The sequence below is a fragment of the uncultured Kriegella sp. genome, assembly GCF_963975415.1.
In the GTDB taxonomy this organism is placed as follows: domain Bacteria; phylum Bacteroidota; class Bacteroidia; order Flavobacteriales; family Flavobacteriaceae; genus Kriegella.
The window spans coordinates 284,444-302,769 of record NZ_CAXBGN010000004.1; the positions used below are offsets into that span (position 1 = coordinate 284,444).

The 18,326-nt window shown below is 40.0% G+C and carries 18 protein-coding genes; 17 read left to right on the plus strand and 1 reads right to left on the minus strand.

The window, feature by feature from the left end:
* Positions 1-131 precede the first annotated feature (131 nt).
* The 17 genes from AACZ88_RS10860 to AACZ88_RS10940 all read left to right on the plus strand — a co-directional run bounded on the left by AACZ88_RS10860 (position 132) and on the right by AACZ88_RS10940 (position 17,701).
* Positions 132-2,336: a RelA/SpoT family protein gene (locus AACZ88_RS10860; protein ID WP_339709832.1), complete on the plus strand. Its 2,205-nt coding sequence runs from the start codon at positions 132-134 to the stop codon at positions 2,334-2,336.
* A gap of 47 nt (positions 2,337-2,383) precedes the next feature.
* Entirely contained in the window at positions 2,384-2,839 is a 456-nt protein-coding gene (locus AACZ88_RS10865; protein ID WP_339709835.1) for a transcriptional repressor, read from the plus strand.
* A gap of 16 nt (positions 2,840-2,855) precedes the next feature.
* Positions 2,856-4,127, plus strand: coding sequence for an adenylosuccinate synthase (locus AACZ88_RS10870; RefSeq protein WP_339709837.1), 1,272 nt, complete (start codon positions 2,856-2,858; stop codon positions 4,125-4,127).
* A gap of 289 nt (positions 4,128-4,416) precedes the next feature.
* Positions 4,417-4,839 carry a MarR family transcriptional regulator gene (locus AACZ88_RS10875; protein WP_339709839.1) on the plus strand — a complete coding sequence of 141 codons (423 nt, stop codon included), beginning with the start codon at positions 4,417-4,419 and terminating at the stop codon, positions 4,837-4,839.
* 54 nt (positions 4,840-4,893) lie between these two features.
* Positions 4,894-5,394: a DOMON domain-containing protein gene (locus tag AACZ88_RS10880; RefSeq protein ID WP_339709842.1), complete on the plus strand. Its 501-nt coding sequence runs from the start codon at positions 4,894-4,896 to the stop codon at positions 5,392-5,394.
* A gap of 87 nt (positions 5,395-5,481) precedes the next feature.
* A complete protein-coding gene (locus AACZ88_RS10885; protein WP_339709845.1) occupies positions 5,482-5,907 on the plus strand; it encodes a nuclear transport factor 2 family protein in 426 nt (141 codons plus the stop codon).
* A gap of 364 nt (positions 5,908-6,271) precedes the next feature.
* Positions 6,272-6,799 carry a GNAT family N-acetyltransferase gene (locus tag AACZ88_RS10890; protein ID WP_339709848.1) on the plus strand — a complete coding sequence of 176 codons (528 nt, stop codon included), beginning with the start codon at positions 6,272-6,274 and terminating at the stop codon, positions 6,797-6,799.
* 155 nt (positions 6,800-6,954) lie between these two features.
* The gene (locus tag AACZ88_RS10895; protein WP_339709851.1) at positions 6,955-7,389 is read left to right on the plus strand and encodes a DUF1801 domain-containing protein; all 435 of its coding nucleotides are present in this window, start codon (positions 6,955-6,957) and stop codon (positions 7,387-7,389) included.
* 132 nt (positions 7,390-7,521) lie between these two features.
* Positions 7,522-8,763, plus strand: coding sequence for an alginate lyase family protein (locus AACZ88_RS10900; protein ID WP_339709854.1), 1,242 nt, complete (start codon positions 7,522-7,524; stop codon positions 8,761-8,763).
* 342 nt (positions 8,764-9,105) lie between these two features.
* Entirely contained in the window at positions 9,106-10,263 is a 1,158-nt protein-coding gene (locus AACZ88_RS10905) for a DUF3800 domain-containing protein (RefSeq protein ID WP_339709857.1), read from the plus strand.
* A gap of 633 nt (positions 10,264-10,896) precedes the next feature.
* A complete protein-coding gene (locus AACZ88_RS10910; protein WP_339709860.1) occupies positions 10,897-11,148 on the plus strand; it encodes a DUF6364 family protein in 252 nt (83 codons plus the stop codon).
* Entirely contained in the window at positions 11,148-11,567 is a 420-nt protein-coding gene (locus AACZ88_RS10915) for a PIN domain-containing protein (protein ID WP_339709863.1), read from the plus strand. Before AACZ88_RS10910 ends, AACZ88_RS10915 begins: the two co-directional genes overlap by 1 nt.
* A 74-nt stretch (positions 11,568-11,641) precedes the next feature.
* The gene (locus tag AACZ88_RS10920; protein WP_339709866.1) at positions 11,642-12,934 is read left to right on the plus strand and encodes a glycosyl hydrolase family 28 protein; all 1,293 of its coding nucleotides are present in this window, start codon (positions 11,642-11,644) and stop codon (positions 12,932-12,934) included.
* Between the two features lie 362 nt (positions 12,935-13,296).
* Entirely contained in the window at positions 13,297-14,052 is a 756-nt protein-coding gene (locus AACZ88_RS10925; RefSeq protein ID WP_339709869.1) for an ester cyclase, read from the plus strand.
* A 256-nt stretch (positions 14,053-14,308) separates the two neighbouring features.
* Positions 14,309-14,995, plus strand: a complete 687-nt coding sequence (locus AACZ88_RS10930; protein ID WP_339709872.1) for a DNA alkylation repair protein — start codon at positions 14,309-14,311, stop codon at positions 14,993-14,995.
* Positions 14,996-15,180: 185 nt separating this feature from the next.
* Positions 15,181-16,668 carry an aminotransferase class V-fold PLP-dependent enzyme gene (locus AACZ88_RS10935; RefSeq protein WP_339709874.1) on the plus strand — a complete coding sequence of 496 codons (1,488 nt, stop codon included), beginning with the start codon at positions 15,181-15,183 and terminating at the stop codon, positions 16,666-16,668.
* A gap of 97 nt (positions 16,669-16,765) precedes the next feature.
* Positions 16,766-17,701 (plus strand): SMP-30/gluconolactonase/LRE family protein, encoded by a 936-nt coding sequence (locus AACZ88_RS10940; RefSeq protein ID WP_339709876.1) that lies wholly within the window; start codon positions 16,766-16,768, stop codon positions 17,699-17,701.
* A gap of 15 nt (positions 17,702-17,716) precedes the next feature.
* On the opposite strand, the gene AACZ88_RS10945 is transcribed toward AACZ88_RS10940, so the two are convergent.
* Positions 17,717-18,322: a DUF4337 family protein gene (locus AACZ88_RS10945; RefSeq protein ID WP_339709879.1), complete on the minus strand. Its 606-nt coding sequence runs from the start codon at positions 18,320-18,322 to the stop codon at positions 17,717-17,719.
* Between the last annotated feature and the right edge of the window lie 4 nt (positions 18,323-18,326).

Below are 18,326 nucleotides of genomic sequence, written 5' to 3' on the forward strand. Positions count from 1 at the left end.
GACATTAAAAGCTTGTTGAAATTATACTTTTTTAGTCTATCAGTTTGATATTCAACAACTACCCGATTTTCTGGTGCTTTCGGGCATAATTTTTGTTGTATACTAGAAAGTAATATGGTAATTTAGATTCAATGACTCAAGCTGCACTAGAAAAGGAAAATAAAGAAATTGCCAAGCAATATAAAGAACTGCTGCGCATCAGTTATCAGAACCTATCGGATGACGATAAAAAACTAATACGTGCGGCTTTTGAGGTTGCACTTGACGCTCATAAAGAGCAACGACGAAAATCTGGGGAGGCTTATATCTTTCACCCCATTGCGGTCGCCAAAATAGTAGCCTCAGAAATCGGTCTCGATGCTACTTCGATTGCCTCGGCCTTGTTGCATGATGTGGTAGAGGATACCGAATACACCTTAGACGATATTGACCGTATGTTCGGGGAAACGGTAGCCCGTATCGTCGACGGACTTACCAAGATCGCCCACCTGAAAAAGGACATGAGTACCTCGCAACAGGCGGAGAACTTTAGAAAAATGCTATTGACCTTGAATGACGATGTTCGGGTCATCATTATTAAAATAGCCGATCGCTACCACAACATGCTGACGATGGATGCCATGCCCGAACACAAGCAGGTGCAAATGGCGTCGGAAACGCTATATATCTACGCACCGCTGGCACATCGCATCGGACTCTACAATATCAAGACCGAACTCGAAGATTTAAGTCTTAAATATACCGAGCCCAACGTTTACCGTGATATTTATGACAAAATAGAAGATTCCAAGGAAGAACAACAAGCCTATATCGATGCGTTTTCCGGAGTGATCGACGCGTCATTGAAAAAGGAAGGGCTTAATTACGACATCAAAGGCAGGATGAAATCCATTTTTTCCATCCGCAGAAAGATGAAGGCCCAAAATGTAACCTTTGACGAGATCTACGACAAGTTTGCCATTCGGATCATTTATAAATCGGATCGTGCGAATGAAAAGTTTTTGGCATGGAAAATCTATTCCATCGTCACCGACCACTTTACCCCCAACCCCGTGCGTCTACGCGATTGGATTTCATCACCAAAATCTACCGGATACGAGGCATTGCATATCACCGTAATGGGTCCGAAAGGCCGATGGGTCGAAGTACAGATTCGCAGTGAACGAATGCATGAAATTGCGGAAAAAGGATACGCCGCACATTTTAAATATAAACATGGCGACCAAAAGGAACAAGGCATCGAGGTATGGCTCAATCGACTACAAGAGGCTTTGGAAAATTCCAATGCCAATGCCGTTGATTTTGTGGAGGAATTTAAGCTCAACCTATATTCCAAAGAGATTTTTGTTTTTACACCAAAAGGGGATCTTAAATCGCTGCCGAAAGGTGCCACGCCGCTTGATTTCGCCTTTAACATTCATACCGAAGTGGGCATGCGTACGCGGGGCGCCAAAGTGAATGGCAAACTGGTACCACTGAACACGACTCTAAATAGCGGCGATCAAGTCGAAATTATGACTTCCGACCAGGCCAAACCCAACCAGAACTGGCTAGATTATGCAGCGACGGCCAGAGCAAGGGCCAAAATAAAATCTTCGTTGCGCGAAGAAAAAAAATCGACCGCTCAAGAGGGCAAGGAAACGCTACGAAGAAAACTGAAGTCACAAAAAATTACGCTTAACGAAGATGTAATCAATAAAATGGTGATCTTCTTTAAACTCAAGACCAGTTTAGACTTGTTCTATCGTGTGGGTATCGGGGTGATTGACAACCAAATGATCAAAGACTTTGCATCCTCCTATAGCAATGCCTTTATCAGTTTCTTTAAGAACAAAATACGACGCAACCCGGTTCCCGAAAATATAAACAAAGACGAGATTACCTCTAAATATGATGTACTCGTTTTTGGTAAAGAAGAGGAAAAACTGGAATATAAACTGTCACCCTGCTGCAACCCCATTCCCGGTGACGAAGTCTTCGGCTTTATCAGTGTGAACGATGGGATCAAGGTGCATAAAAAAAACTGCCCTAATGCGATAGCCTTGCAGGCGCACTATGCCTACCGCATCATCAGTGCCAAATGGATAGACTCGACCCAACAAGAATTCAGGGCTGATATTCAACTGACAGGTATCGATAACCTCGGACTTATAAGTGACATTACCGAGGTTATTTCAGATGATATGCATGTGAACATGCGCAATCTAAACTTTAGTACCGATGGGGGCACTTTTACAGGAAGGATTACGGTCGTTGTCAAAAACAATTCAATATTGAAACAATTGATCGGAAATTTAAAGGAAATCAACGGGATCGATAAAGTAAGTAGAATTTAAATTTTAGCTGTACATTTGTAAATTGATTGACGTAGGAAATTATAGTTATGGCTTCGAATAAGAACCAAGAAATCGTAAAGAATGTATTCACCACCTTTTTGGGGGACAATGGGCATAGAAAAACGCCCGAACGTTACGCCATACTACAAGAAATTTACGATAGTGAAGAACATTTCGATATAGAATCGCTCTATATCAATATGAAAAACAAGAACTATAGGGTAAGTCGAGCCACTTTATACAATACCATTGAACTTTTATTGGAATGCAAACTGGTCAGAAAACATCAGTTCGGTAAAAATCAGGCACAATACGAGAAATCGTATTTCGACCGACAACACGATCATGTTATCTTAACGGATACGGGCGAGGTTATGGAATTCTGTGACCCCCGAATTCAATCGATAAAGAAAACCATTGAAGAGGTTTTCGATATTAAGATCAATACCCATTCACTTTACTTCTACGGTACTAAAAACCAAAAAGAAAACACAAACAGCTAACCAGAGATACGTATTCATGGCAGTAGATTTATTGTTAGGGCTCCAATGGGGCGACGAAGGAAAAGGAAAAATTGTTGATGTACTTACCAAAGATTATGATATTATCGCCCGCTTTCAAGGAGGCCCCAATGCCGGGCACACCTTAGAATTCGATGGTATCAAACACGTATTACATACGATCCCCTCGGGTATATTTCATAAAAATGCTATAAACATCGTGGGTAACGGGGTGGTTATCGATCCTGTTATTTTCAAGAAAGAACTCGATGCCCTGGCAAAGTTCAATATTGACATTAAGTCTAAACTTTTTATCTCACGCAAGGCGCATTTGATATTGCCAACACATCGCTTGTTGGATGCCGCTTCCGAAGCCGCCAAAGGAAAAGCCAAAATCGGATCTACCCTAAAAGGAATAGGCCCCACCTACATGGATAAAACCGGAAGAAACGGAATGCGTGTCGGGGATCTTGAACTTGACGATTGGAAAGAAAAATACAGAGCCTTGGCAGATAAGCACGAGGCCATGATCGACTTTTACAATGTTGATATTGAATATGACCTTAAAGAATTGGAAAAGGAATTCTGCACAGGTATCGAGGCATTAAAGAAATTGGTTTTTATCGATAGCGAAGAATACCTCTTTAAGGCACAAAAAGAAGGTAAAAAAATACTGGCCGAAGGCGCACAAGGGTCTTTGTTGGATATTGATTTTGGCACCTACCCTTTTGTAACTTCTTCGAATACCACCGCCGCCGGTGCTTGTACCGGTTTGGGTGTTGCACCGAATCAGATCGGGGCGGTAAAAGGAATTTTCAAGGCCTATACCACCCGTGTGGGCAGTGGCCCCTTCCCTACGGAGCTTTTTGATGAAGATGGAGAAACCATGGGGCGTGTAGGCAATGAATTCGGAGCGACTACCGGACGCCCGAGGCGTTGTGGCTGGCTCGACTTAGTAGCACTGAAATATGCCGTACAAATCAATGGGGTCACCGAACTAATGATGATGAAAGGTGATGTTCTAAGCGGATTCGAAAAAATAAAGGTCTGTACCGCTTACAAATACAAAGGTGAGGAAATCAAACACTGGCCTTACAATATCGAAGCGGAAAACGTAAGCCCAATGTATACCGAAATGGACGGTTGGGCACAAGATCTTACCCAAATGAGCAGCGCCGACGAATTGCCGGCTTCATTAAATGCGTATATTGATTTTCTCGAAAAAGAATTGGAAGTGCCGATCAAGATTGTATCGGTAGGCCCAGACCGTACCCAGACGATTCACCGTTAAAATAGTAATAGGGTCAATAATAGACCCTCAAAAGCACTTTTTGTGCCGATAAAACCAATGCCCGTCAGACCTGTTCTGGCGGGCATTTTTAGTTTCGGTTTTCGAGAACAACTTCATTAATGCCGATTTTGAAAACGTTTATTAGAACCTCAAATCTTTAGTTCTGTTACACCAACACACCATACTTACCTATAATCCTATCCCAACCATTTATTTAAATTTTTTAGAATAATGCAGAAGTTAAAAAAATAATACTATATTTACAATATCAACTATTGATATATCAATAATGATTGAAGAAGTCCTACTTTTCCAAATCGACAAAACCAGTAAGATTGCCAAACAGTATTCTCAAAGGGAGTTCGATAGACTGGGCTTAAACGTAACCGTTGAGCAATGGATCCTCCTAAAAATCATTCATGAAAGTAATCGCATTTCACAGAAAGAATTATCAGAAAAGTCTTTGCGCGACCCCGCCTCTATTACCCGAACGCTTGACATCTTGCAAAAAAAAGACTTGATAAATCGTTTGCCTATTCCTGAAAACAGAAGGCAATACAATATCAACCTATCTAAAAAGGGGGAAGCATTCGTACAGACGAATATGTCCATAGTACATGCACACAGAAAAAAGAGTATCGAAGGCCTTTCAAAAAAAGACCAACAAACTTTAAACATCTTGTTAAAACGAATCCAAGAGAACATGAGTTAAAAAATTTGACACATAAATTGATATATCAATAATTGATGCAGTAAAAACAATTTTATGAGAACGCTACTACTCACTTTTCTTTTAGCAAACGTATCAATACTGCTTATGGGACAGGAAAAATTACACACCATTAAAAAAAATGGAATGGAGGTACAATGGCATCGGGAAAAAGACAAAATACGGTTTAAAATGACCGCTCCCACCACCGGCTGGGTGACCATTGGGTTTAACGAATTTAATGTAATCATCGGGGCCTATCTATTGATGGGCAGGGTGCGTCAAAACGAAACCGAAGTGGTTGAGCATTTTACCATTGGGCCGGGAAATTATGTGCCGATAAAAACATTGGACGACAAAATACTGGTTTCAGAAGTTTCGGGTGTTGAGGCTAAATCTGTTACCACGATTTTATTTTCAGTCGCCGTTTCTTCAACCTGTACTTATCAAAAAGACCTTGCCGCCGGCACACCGTATTGGATGACGCTGGCCTATAGCCTTGAAGATGACTATCAACATCATTCCATGATGCGGACTTCTGTTCGTATAAAACTTTAAAAGTAAAAGTAACCATATATAAAATTACACTTAAACAAAATTCCGTAACATCTAAAATCAATTCTAACAATCATTAAAATTCAAAAAATGAAAAAATTAACCGTAGTAATCGCAATTGTACTTTTTTCAGTGCTAAAAAGTTACGCACAATCACCCGATAAATTGGGAATAACCAAGACTATTCATGCTTTTGCCAAAGCGGGCGATACCAATGATGTCACCGAACTCGCAAAATATCTTGATGACAACTATCGCATCGTATCAAACCGTCTTTTCGGAAGCACCGAAGTTTCCGTTATGCCAAAGCATATCTATTTGGAAAAAATAAAGTCCAAAGAGTATGGCGGAGATAATAGAACCGTTACCATTGAAGAAATCGCGTTAAATGGAAATACAGCAAGTGCCAAAGTTGTTTTTAAAGGAACCAAACTAATGTTTACTTCATTGATCATCTTAATCAAAAATGAAGAGGGCATTTGGAAATTGGTTAGTGAAACCCCTATGGTAGGCTAGGTCTTCACACAAAAGATATGCCGCAACACCCGGGCAATCGGTGCATATGCCCTATTTTCTTTAACACTTACACAAAATGGTCATTAAAAGCCGTTTTGTTTTTTAAAACGAAGGGGAATGGGTGGGCAGCTCAATTGCTAACGCACTCGTAGAATACAGGCTTCACATACCTACCACTTTTACGCTTCCGTAAATATGTTTTGCGGTTCAGCCATCTTACAAAATAACTTTTCAAATTATTAATTTTACTTTATTTTTAATCGGCGTACAGGTAGCCTTCCCCACTTTTAGACCCTGTATTTGAGTTATATAGTTGTAAAATAAATTCATAGAATCAAAGGAATACAAACAAAAAAATAGCGCTGTGATACACTTAAGACCCGCTACTCTTAACGACCTTGAATTGCTAGTATATTGGGACACAAAACAGCACGTTATCGATTGCGACCCCGATACGGAATGGAATTGGGAAATAGAGCTCAGCCGAAACCCTGAATGGCGCGAACAATTAGTAGCTGAACTAGACGGAAAGCCCATCGGATTTGTTCAAATCATCGATCCATTTTTAGAAGAAACCCAATATTGGGGAGCGGTAGCGCAAAACAAGCGAGCCATCGACATTTGGATAGGAGAAGAACACAATCTCAATAAAGGTTTCGGAACAACGATCATGAACCTTGCCATTCAAAGATGCTTTCAAAATCAAGCTATCGATGGCATTCTTATCGACCCTTTAAAATCAAATCGTAAAGCCCATCGGTTTTATAAGCGACTAGGATTTGAATTTGTGGAAGAAAGGATATTTGACACAGCAGCTTGTTATATCTATGAATTAAAAAGGAAAAAGCCTGCAGACAACAAAGGTTCGCACCCTAAAAAAGCGGGACAATAACAGCAACTTTTAAGTTTACGAATTTAAAGTATTTTTAATCGGAATAAAATCGACTTCCCCAGTTTTGTCCCTCTAAATAAGATAGATAAAGATCCATTTTTTAGTTATATTACATTCCATGGCAGCCTCAAATGAATACAAAACACCATACTGAAATGGCAAAGAATAAAACAACAGAAACTGAAGTCGACGTCACTGAGTTTGTTGAATCATATGTGGACAATATCCAAAAAAAGGCTGACACCTATAAATTAATAGAATTGATAAGTGAATGGTCTGGGTTTGAACCGAAAATGTGGGGACCAACTATTATAGGTTTTGGCAGCTATCATTATAAATATGCTAGCGGACATGAAGGAGATGCTCCTATGCTCGGGTTTTCACCACGTAAAGCACAGTTTTCATTGTATGTTTACTCCCAAACTGCTAAAAGCGAGCGTTTATTGAAAGATTTTGGAAAATTCAAAATGGGAAAAGCATGTATTTATGTAAAAAAGCTTTCTGATATTGATATTCCAATCTTGGCACAACTATGCTCTGAATCGATTCAATATCTGAATGAACACCACGAATGTGCCTGTAGACATTAACACCAACAAGTCAGCAACGACCAACCAACAGCGCAAATAAAATACAGCTATTACAGGCTTTTCGAGAGGTTTGTTCGTGTTTGGAAAAACCGCCAAATTTTTAACTCAAACTTGTTATTAAAATTCTACCTTATGAATGCACTACCTAAGCTACGTTTCCACGACCTTTTCCTGTTATTTCCATTGCTGCTAGTTACGGCATTCGCTTTTGCCCAAGACAGCGAACCCAATGCCACGCCCTCCTTGTTACTTGGTCAAGGCAATCAACTGCCCCGAGTCAAGGCAGGACTTGCGGCGGGCAATGCTGATTTAGTTGCAGCCTTAAAAAAAATCGTCGAAGACGCCGATACTGCACTTGATCAACCAATCGCCAACGTGGTTGACGAGGGTGCCCTGCCGCCGAGCGGCGACCCTCACGACTACTATAGCTATAGCCCCTATTGGTGGCCAGATCCCGAAAATGCAGATGGCCCTTACATTTGGCGTGACGGGGTGACCAATCCCGATCGGTATACCTCCGACGTCTCGCGGCTTGAAGCAATGCGCGATGCGGTCACATCACTTGTTCCTGCTTGGTATTTCACCGGCGATGAGCGCTACGCCGAACGTGCGGTGCAGCAACTTCGCGCTTGGTTTCTGGATCCTGCGACAAAGATGAACCCCAATGTGCAGTTCGGCCAGAAACGTCGTGGCCACAATTATAATAGCCCATCGGGAGTCTTAGAGGCCTGGCGTATGGAATGGATTGTCGATTGCGCGATTCTACTGGAATCATTTCCAGGGTGGACAGTAGAAGAAGCAAACGCATTGCGAAGTTGGTTTAGCCAATTCGCCACTTGGATGGTGGAAAGCCCTGAAGGTATCGAAGAGTCGATGCAACCGAACAACCATGGCTCTTGGTATAATGCCCAACTCATTCTTTATGCGCTTTATGGCGAAAACTTCGATTTAGCGCGCAAACAACTTGACGGTATGCCTGCACGCATATTTTCCCAAGTCTTTATTGATGGCCGCCAACCACAGGAGCTCATCCGCACTCGGTCGCTGAACTACAGCATTTACAATGCCCGTGCCCTGGTTACTGTTGCCCGGCTTGGTCGCCATCTCGACTACGACCTCTTTGCCTATCGCAGTCTAGAAGGCCGCAGTATAAAACTCGCAGTCGACTATATGACACCCTATATCTTAGGCGAGAAAGAATGGCCTCTTAAGCAAATTCGGCCCCACAGCAATGGAAGCGCTGCCCAGTTATATTGGAATGCGGCGCTTGGATTTCAGGAACGTGAATTTGCCGATACGCTACGAAAACTGCCGGGCGATCCCTTGCCATCACCCATCGTGCAGTTACTCGACCCACTCCCCGAAGGCTGGTAAACCTTGCTTGTCTTACAAATCTAGGCCATGTCCATTTGCGGGAAAGCATGGATGATGAAAGACTATGCCAATAAAAAAGTGAATGGAAAAATTAAGGTTGACGCGCTCGTAGCTAAATTGGCAAATAAACGTAGCGGAAAAATTACTATGACTTATCAGCGTAGTCGCGCATACCCCTCTCGTTCTTTACATACAGCCGCTAAAAAATGGCTTTTTAGATTACAATTTTTAATGTATTTTTAAACAGTATTATAGTAGACTTCCCCACTTTTATTCGCCCGTATATAATTCATATAGGGGCATTTACATTCAAATAACCAAGTTATGGCACATTAAAACGGAATGAAGAATCAAATTGCTTACATAGATGAATTTGGAAACAACGGTCTTGATTTCGAAAAAGAAGGTGTAAGCGAAACTTTTATCGTATCAGCAATTATAGTCTCAGAAGAAAAGCTTGAAAATTTAGAAACGCAATTGGAAAAAATCCGAAAAACCAACTTTCAAACGGGTGAAATAAAATCATCTAAAGTTGGGACAAACGATACAAGGCGATTAAAAATTGTTGCCGAACTTAGCTCATTGGATTACCATATTTTTTCAATTGTAGTTGATAAAACGAAATTGACAAGTGAGGGGTTTCAGTATAAAGGTTCATTCTATAAATTTCTTCATTCTCTTGTGGATAGAGAGCTTTTTAAAACTTTTCCTGACTTACTTGTCGTTGCGGATGAACACGGTGGAAAAGAGTTTAAAGAAAGTTTTATCATGTACATGAGGAAAAGGCATATACCAAGTCTATTTCAGCAATCTGAATTTCGTCTTTCTAATAGCAAATCCGAATTAATAGTTCAAATGTCAGATTTTGTTACGGGGACAATTGCAAGATGTTATGAGCCAAAAAAGTTAAGTCCAAGAAGAAACGAATTGCTTAAGGCATTAAAACAAAAAATAATTGAAATAAGAATTTGGCCACCTGATTATAGGCCGATGGCTTATGACCCTGGTAAGGATTTCGCAAATTATGACCCAACTATATCAAATTTAGGTGTTAATTTGGCAAGTCAGTTCTTGGATAAATTTGACAAATCAGACGTTCCTTATATAATTGATCAATGCACTTGTTTGAGATATTTATTATTTCATTTTAGAAATATAAATCCAGAAACCTATGTAACTACATTTGAGCTTATTAATCAAATTGAACAATTAAAACCGAATAAAATATCGATGCATTATTTCAGAAGTAAGATTATTGCAAAACTTAGAGATAATGGTGTTATCCTTGCAAGTTCAAATAAAGGATATAAACTTCCTAGTTCAAGTATGGATTTATATGATTTTGTCAATCACAGTAATTCATACATACAACCAATGATAGACCGACTTCTAAAATGTAGAAACCAAATAAGGCTATCAACCAAAAATGAACTTGATATTTTCGACCACGAAGAATTTAAGTACCTAAATATTTTACAGAAAAATATAGACAATCGATAACCAGCCGATTTATACCAGGTTAGCATTTCCACCAGAAGAGTTAGAAAATCAACCAAAAGGTTATGGTTGGTATATTACAGAAAAACTAGGCTTTATCCATATCGAATTGAGCCGGCGATTAGTTGATTTTTGCAGAATTCATCTAATAGTTTACCGCGACATAAATAAATTAAATCGTGAATTATAGGAAATTGAAATAGACTCATTTACTGATAGTGTAGAAGATGGATCCCAAAGTAACAGCCAGATTAACCGAATTTGCTTTCTTTTGCAATTTATTAGGTAAATATTTAGAGAGAATTAAATTAGAAATACAAAGGTACTGTAACGGAATTTCTGAGTTTTGGGGTAGTTTAATTGACAATGGGAGTGAAATAATAAAAAACGCACCTTAACATTGTATCCTATGACTAAATAGGCCAGTTCTCAAAAGCAACTCCTATTTTATTATCACGTAATCCAACTCAATCCAATATGCCCAAAAAACCAAGTCCAAATTCATTTGGCTTGCTTTTTACACTAGTTTTTTTACTGTTCGAATGGCACTACTAAACCAATATCAGTATACGTATAAAATTAAATAAAATTACACGTGTTGGTATTTTTTTAGTATCTTTATAAAAACTGCGGGTTATGAATACAAAGCTGACATTGACCATCGAAAAAGAGATTATCGAAAGAGCAAAAAAATATGCGAAAGAGAAAAATCGCAGCCTATCTGATCTTATCGAAAACTATTTAAAAGTATTAACCCTTGAAGAACAAAAGAAAAAAGCGAAAAATCTAAATCCCATCGTAAAATCGCTAAAAGGCTCCTTTAAAACATCCGGAAAAATGGATTATAAAGCAGAACTTAGAAAACGACTGGATAAAAAATATTTGTGATGGACAATGTATTAATCGATACCGATGTACTATTGGATTTTTTCTTTGACCGCGAGCCCTTTTCCGACCATGCCAGCCAAGTACTCAACCGGTGTGAAACGGGGCAGATCCACGGGTTTACAACACCTGTAATCATCTCAAACGTTTATTATCTTTTAAGTAAAATAGGCAAACACGATATGGTCATTGAGAAAATAAAACAGCTTTTGACCATAATTGACATCACAGCAGTGGATAAAAGCGTTGTTTTAAATGCCTTGAATTCAAAATTCAAAGACTTTGAGGATGCATTGCAGAACTTTGCCGCGGTAGAAAATGGAAAAATTAAAATCATTCTGACAAGGAACATTAAAGATTTTAAAAAAAGTGATTTAGCGATAATGACCCCTGAAACCTATCTCAAAGGTATAGCTGACTAACAACATAAACCATAGAAAGTCTGAACTCAAAACCATGATGACAGCTACATTTTTTTAAACCATCTGATATTACTATGCCTAAAAAAACAACCCCAACACCCTTTTTTACCGCTGCCCTTCTTATATTGTCAATTGTACTTATGCCCCGTTGTGCTGCGCAGGTTCATACCAATAATGCCTTACAGATCAATCCCAATCAATTTGAGGGCACCGATGTACAACGTATTCAAGCGGCCATCGATGCGGCCAACGGTACCACCAATTCAATCGTAATTCCCGCAAGAAATGCCAATGGCACGAATCTGTGGCTATTGGATAGTGCCATTTTAGTGCCCAGTAATATGACCATTCTACTTGATAACTGTACCCTTCAATTATCAAATAACTGCCGCGACAATATGTTCCGCAGTTCGAATGTAGGTTTTGGTATAACCGACCCCATGTGGAACCGCAACATACATATCATCGGCATTGGTGACGCTTATTTAAAAGGGGCGACCAACCCTAGGGCAACAGGAGATGGGCACCGTCAACTGACCTTAGATCCTGAAACCGAAAAAAAAGCGGGCAACTGGCGCGTGAGTTATGGCAGTGATACGGGCAAAGAGGGTATCAAGCAAAAAGGCGACTGGCGCAATATCATGATCCTTATGGGTTATGTAGATGGGTTTAAATTAAAAAATGTAACCATTGAAAAGCCGCATGCCTGGGCCGTAAGTTTTGAACGTACCAGCAATGCCGAAATTTCCAATATCCGATTTGACTGTCCCGAAAAACAAATCGTGAACGGAAAAGAAGTATTCGTTGCCAATAGAGATGGCATCGATCTACGCCACGGCTGTAAAAACTTTCGCATTGACAATATTTCCGGCGTTACGGGAGACGATTTTATTGCACTTTCGACCTTGGGCATCTATTCCGAAAACCCCGAAGGTGGCAATATCAATTCCACCATGGTCACCTCCCGCACTTGGCACGGCCCGGAAGATGATACCGAGCAAATTTTTATCACCAACATCGTTTGTAAAAGTTCGACACGGGCGGTTGCCATTCGCGCAAACGATGTGGCCAGTATTAATAATGTATTTATCGACGGCGTGATGTTCAACGGTGGATACAATGCCATGCTCATAGGCGGTAAAGGCTATGGTCATGATTCTAAACCCGGGAAAATAAATAACATTCATGCCATGAATATTATCGGCGATGGCGAATCTTTGCTGCAAATCGAAGAAGCCATTGCCGACAGTAGTTTTAGCAATGGCGTTTATAAGGGAAGTGGTGACCAACTCGTTAAGTATAACAAGATTGATGCGGCCGAAACCTCCAATATCATTTTAAATAATGTGATCAAACTTAAGAAGTAGCAGGTAAAACCGACCTCCTCCCGGTATACCGGACACTTTAAAGAGCCATTTTTTAACTGTGGCTTTTACTGTCCTATTAAAAGTCATCACGATTCAATAAATTCTTGAATTGTTTTGCTACATTAGCCATCTGTTTACTTGTTTTAACATATTAGCAAAGTCTTACCAGAAGACACCCTAATTTCTAGGGGTAGCGTTGCATTAGATGATTCGTCATGCTAGCGCAGGGCTAGCTATGTTTCCCCACCAATAAAAAACACCTTTTAATTTACCAATAAACCAATTGAATATTACGGCATTAGCCTATCTATTCACATACGCTGTACTGCGTCGTGTGAACGGAAAATAAAATCATTATAAAAATGGAACAGCATAGAAATAAGCAAATAGTAATCGACTTTTACAAAAAAGTAATCGGAGAACAAGACCTCGATTATGCCGAAAAGAGTGTTACCGATAACTATATTCAGCACAACCCGCTGGTAAGAACAGGGAAAGCAGGTTTTTTAGAGGCCATCACCTTTTTAAAACAGCTGCCAAAACCGAAAAAACCATCCAAACCGTTGATGCGTATTATTACCGAAAATGACCATGTGGCCGTGCATTTAAACGTTGAATTTGGCGGACAGAAAAAAATCGTACTCGAAGTCTTTAGGTTGGAAAACGGATTAATCGCCGAACACTGGGACGCCATTCAAAATCAGTCTGAAGTAAGCCTAAACGGAAACTCGGAAATAGCGGGGCCCGTTTTGATCGAAGACGAAGCTGAGACAATTCAAAACAAAAAGATAATCGAAGAATTCACCGAGCTAGTGCTCATAGCCAAAGCATTTGACCTATTGAAAAAGTTTGTTTCCCCTACCGTCATTCAGCACAACCCAGAAATAGCCACCGGACGGGATGGTTTTTCAACGTACTACCAGAAAGTTGATATTCGAAAGTTGTATAAAGTAATTGGTCAAGGAAATTTTGTCGTAACCCAATCAAAAGGGGTTTTAAACAACAAAAACGTTGTCTATTACGCGATTTACAGATTGAAAAACGGATTTATTAGGGAACATTGGTCCGTTTCACAGCAAATTCCTGAAGTAATGGTCCATAATAATGGAATGATATAACTTTGGGCGACCAGTACCATCATTGAAAAAGGTTTTATTATAGCCATTTAAAATCAGGAAAATAGGTATTTACACCAAGTTGTCATTTTGTGCGTAGTAGAAAACGTTATAATATTGAAGACCATGACATTTCGACTACGCTCAATGTGGCATTTCTATTAAATGAAAAAAATTACGAGATCAAATGGCGGCCTGTTTGAAGGTAAAGAAATAACCATTAAATACGTTTTGACGCGTTCAACAAAAAAATAAGTTAATGAATGCCAATGAATTTATTGCCACTTTAAAAATCATCAGTTTAGAATATTCGGATGCTGTTCCAAAAAGGGAACTATTTTCCTTAGCAAAGGAATTTCAACATATTCCAGTGTCCGAGGTTGTCAAATTGCTAAAAGATAAAGAATACGATCACCGGCTTGGCGCAGTAGCCATTTTAGATTTTAAGGCACGGGACAAGAAAACTTCCACAAAAGAAAAGCAAGATTGCTACCATGCCTATATTGATAATCATAAATGGATTGACGATTGGGGCTTGGTAGACAGGGCCGCCCCCTATGTCGTTGGAGGGTATTTACATGGGAAGGACAAAAAAGTGTTGTATACTTTGGCCAAATCAGAGAATCCGATGGAACGGAGGACGGCAATTGTGAGTACGTATTATTTCATCCGAAAAAATAAAATAGAAGATACTTTTCGCATTTCCGAAATTCTTGTAAATGACGCGGACGAATATGTACAAAAAGCTGTTGGAAGTTGGATCAGGGAGGCAGGGAAAAGAAATGAAGAAAAACTAAAAAGTTTCCTAAACCAATACGCTGCTACCATGCCACGAGTGATGCTCCGGTACGCCATTGAGAAATTCGACAAAGAAACTAGGGCCCGTTATTTGAATTTAGAGACCGTAAAATTAGCAGATAGCAAGTTATCCCATAAAAAGCCTTAGTCCAGACCATTAAACCGAATACTATTGTAATTATGCTTAAACCGTCCATTAGTCGTAACTCTTCGACATTGCTAAACCGAAATTCTTAACTTTAGCCGTAGCTTAGTTCTGCATTAAAACTCCATAGAAATTTTCTCATAGCCAGAAGAACCGATACACTATACTACCGAGAAAAACCGAACCGTATGACTGAAAAGCGAGAGAATGCCATTGCCATTGAAAAAGAAGAATTTCAAAAACTAGGCTATCAATTAATTGACCGCATTGCCGATTTCATTGACACCCTTGAAGAAAGACCGGTCACCACAACCAAAACCCCGAGCGAACTACAAAGAACACTAGGCGATGTACCCCTCCCCGCAAATGGCACCCCTGCAGCCGAACTGCTCACGAAAACGACCGAGCTCCTTTTCCATAATTCGTTATTTAACGGACATCCAAAATTTTTAGGTTACATAACCGCTTCGGCAGCTCCGTTAGGAGCCTTGGCCGATTTACTGGCATCTTCGGTCAACCCTAACGTGGGTGCGCAAATTTTAAGTCCGATCGCGACTGAAATTGAAAAGCAGACGGTAAAGTGGTTGGCTGAATTTATTGGTGTATCGTCTAATTATGGCGGTATTTTGGTCAGTGGTGGCAATATGGCAAATTTCACGGCTTTTTTAGCGGCCAGAACAGCCAAAGGTCCTCAATCCATTAAAGAACACGGTTTTTTAAACACTTCTGAAAAATTAACGGTCTATTGCTCGAAAACAACCCATACTTGGATTGAAAAAGCGGCTAATTTATTCGGCTTGGGCACCAAATCAGTGCGATGGGTACCCACCACCGCTGCAAACAAAATGGACGATGCCATTCTAGAAAAAACAATCAAAGAAGATATAAAAAACGGCTGCAAACCCATTATGGTCGTCGGAACGGCAGGTGACGTAAGTACAGGAACGGTAGACAACCTAGCTACTATTTCGACCCTTTGCAAGACCTATGATCTGTGGTTTCATATTGATGGAGCCTATGGTATTCCCGCAGCGGTAGTACCTGAATTTAAAAGTATGTTCGAAGGCATTTCGGAAGCTGATTCTATTGCACTCGATCCACATAAATGGTTATACAGTCCGTTAGAAGCAGGCTGTACTCTGGTGAAAGACCCACAACATTTGATCGATACGTTTAGTTCGCATCCTGAATATTATAATTTCAGCAGCCCAGAAGGGGAAAAAGCCCAGAATTTTTATGAATTCGGATTGCAAAATTCCCACGGTTTTAGAGCTTTAAAAGTTTGGCTTACTTTACAGCAAGTAGGAAGAAATGGCTATATAAAACTAATCAAAGAAGATATTGAACTGTCTAAATTCTTACTGCAACAGGCTGAAAACCATGAAGAATTAGAGGCTATTGCGCAGAACTTGAGCATTACTACGTTTCAGTACGTTCCAAAGAATTATAAACGCCTTTCGGAGCAAAAAGATGACTATTTGAATACATTGAATGAAGCGCTATTAAACGAATTGCAAACGGGTGGGGAAGTTTTCCTATCCAATGCCATTGTCGCTGAAAAGTATAGCTTAAGGGCTTGCTTTGTGAATTTCAGGACCTCGCAAAAGGATGTTGAAGAAATCATTGAAATCGTTGTTAGAACGGGAAGAAAAATACATGAAAAGCTATCGCGATAGCTACTATAAAATTGATAAGGCGCCCCTTACCATTTAGAAGAAAAATTCCTTATTTTTAGAACAGCAACAATAGCAACACTTAGAAACTTACGGTAAAATGAAAAAATCATCAACTATACGGGATATCGGTGTCATGCTGCAAATGCGCGGCACCTTATTGATTACATCGTTTTTAATCTTCGGTTACGCCGTACAAGCCCAAATCGATTTTCCTATAAAAGTAGGCATGAAACCCGAGAGCATTACCAAAGGTTTTAATGGCAACTACTATGTCACCCTTATGAACGGAAAAGAAAGTGGTGATGGTGAATTGGTCGAAATATCGGAAAACGGGGTAAAAGTATTTGCAACGGGTTTTGACGAACCGAAAGGCATCGCCTTTGTCGGTAATCATTTATATTTCTCCGATGTTACCCGTGTCTGGAAAGTCGATGAAAAAGGTCGAGCAAGCGTATTTTTGAAAAAAGAAGATTTCCCGGAAGAAGTTTTATACCTCAATGATGTTGCCGTCGATGCCAAAGGCAATGGCATTTATATCGCCGATATGGGCGATACAAAGTATATGCGTGACGAAAATAACGACCTTTGGCCCCTTAACAGCGCACAGGCAAAATTGGTACCGCAATCGGGCAGAATTTATCATGCAGACCTAAAAGGAAAAGTAGCTATAAAACATGATACTTCACCTTTAATGCTAAACCCGAACGGGGTGGGGGTCGATAATGACGGAAATATCATGGTTGGCTCCTTTTTTCTGGGCAATTTCTTGGTGACACGCAAGGGCGCATTAACCCCACTTAAAGGGGAATTTCGTGGCGCAGATGCTGTCGAACAAGATAGCAAGGGCAATTATTATATTAGCAGTTGGGCTGCGGGGACGGTCTGGAAAATTAATGGGAAAACAGAAGAAGCTACGGTACTGATCGACAGACTTCAATCTGCCGCCGACTTCTATTTAGAAGAAGATAAAGGGCGTCTGTTGCTTCCCGATATGATGGCAGGTGTGATATATGCCGTTGACATCAACAAGTAAGAGTTACCAAAAAAATCAAAGAAACATCGAATACGCATAGAGTCCGATGGCAATACCAATGAATCCGGTGCCTATCATCAAATTAGTAAAAAGCTGTTGCAATTTGAGATTATCACCTATAATGAGACCCACTACCCCAAAAACGATGCTTATTTGTAAAAAAAGTAGACCAATGTTGATTTTTGCTACTTGACTGGCGTAACTAGTAGAAATTTGTTCCCATTTCTTTAATCCGACAATTTTTCCCATTTCCCCATCCAAATCTTGAGACCATGAAGACTTTGGAATATTTGCCGACCCTTCTAAAAGTTCCACTTTTTCCTCTTCATACTTTAAAATGGCCATATTGGTCTTTTCGAGCCTTTGTATCAAATCTTCGGAGTTTCCTTCTTGAACCACGCCTGAAGCGAGAAGCGATTCCAAGTAGTCCCGCTGATTTTCTTTCATAATCAACTTGATACTCTTGGCATTGTACCAATTTGAATAACTCACATGCTTGTAACTGGCTTTTGCTATTTCCTCTTCCCAATTATTCTTGATAACCTCCATGGTGGCCAACATTCCAACAATAATGATAATGATTACCCCTCCTCGATTTTCGATTTTGCCACTTTTGCTCATAATT

Bases quoted from the DNA above. Each gene is read 5' to 3' on its own strand.
- AACZ88_RS10860 (WP_339709832.1), top strand. From the start codon at position 132: ATGACTCAAGCTGCACTAGAAAAGGAAAATAAAGAAATTGCCAAGCAA.
- AACZ88_RS10865 (WP_339709835.1), top strand. From the start codon at position 2,384: ATGGCTTCGAATAAGAACCAAGAAATCGTAAAGAATGTATTCACCACC.
- AACZ88_RS10870 (WP_339709837.1), top strand. From the start codon at position 2,856: ATGGCAGTAGATTTATTGTTAGGGCTCCAATGGGGCGACGAAGGAAAA.
- AACZ88_RS10875 (WP_339709839.1), top strand. From the start codon at position 4,417: ATGATTGAAGAAGTCCTACTTTTCCAAATCGACAAAACCAGTAAGATT.
- AACZ88_RS10880 (WP_339709842.1), top strand. From the start codon at position 4,894: ATGAGAACGCTACTACTCACTTTTCTTTTAGCAAACGTATCAATACTG.
- AACZ88_RS10885 (WP_339709845.1), top strand. From the start codon at position 5,482: ATGAAAAAATTAACCGTAGTAATCGCAATTGTACTTTTTTCAGTGCTA.
- AACZ88_RS10895 (WP_339709851.1), top strand. From the start codon at position 6,955: ATGGCAAAGAATAAAACAACAGAAACTGAAGTCGACGTCACTGAGTTT.
- AACZ88_RS10900 (WP_339709854.1), top strand. From the start codon at position 7,522: ATGAATGCACTACCTAAGCTACGTTTCCACGACCTTTTCCTGTTATTT.
- AACZ88_RS10905 (WP_339709857.1), top strand. From the start codon at position 9,106: ATGAAGAATCAAATTGCTTACATAGATGAATTTGGAAACAACGGTCTT.
- AACZ88_RS10910 (WP_339709860.1), top strand. From the start codon at position 10,897: ATGAATACAAAGCTGACATTGACCATCGAAAAAGAGATTATCGAAAGA.
- AACZ88_RS10915 (WP_339709863.1), top strand. From the start codon at position 11,148: ATGGACAATGTATTAATCGATACCGATGTACTATTGGATTTTTTCTTT.
- AACZ88_RS10920 (WP_339709866.1), top strand. From the start codon at position 11,642: ATGCCTAAAAAAACAACCCCAACACCCTTTTTTACCGCTGCCCTTCTT.
- AACZ88_RS10925 (WP_339709869.1), top strand. From the start codon at position 13,297: ATGGAACAGCATAGAAATAAGCAAATAGTAATCGACTTTTACAAAAAA.
- AACZ88_RS10930 (WP_339709872.1), top strand. From the start codon at position 14,309: ATGAATGCCAATGAATTTATTGCCACTTTAAAAATCATCAGTTTAGAA.
- AACZ88_RS10935 (WP_339709874.1), top strand. From the start codon at position 15,181: ATGACTGAAAAGCGAGAGAATGCCATTGCCATTGAAAAAGAAGAATTT.
- AACZ88_RS10940 (WP_339709876.1), top strand. From the start codon at position 16,766: ATGAAAAAATCATCAACTATACGGGATATCGGTGTCATGCTGCAAATG.
- AACZ88_RS10945 (WP_339709879.1), bottom strand. From the start codon at position 18,322: ATGAGCAAAAGTGGCAAAATCGAAAATCGAGGAGGGGTAATCATTATC.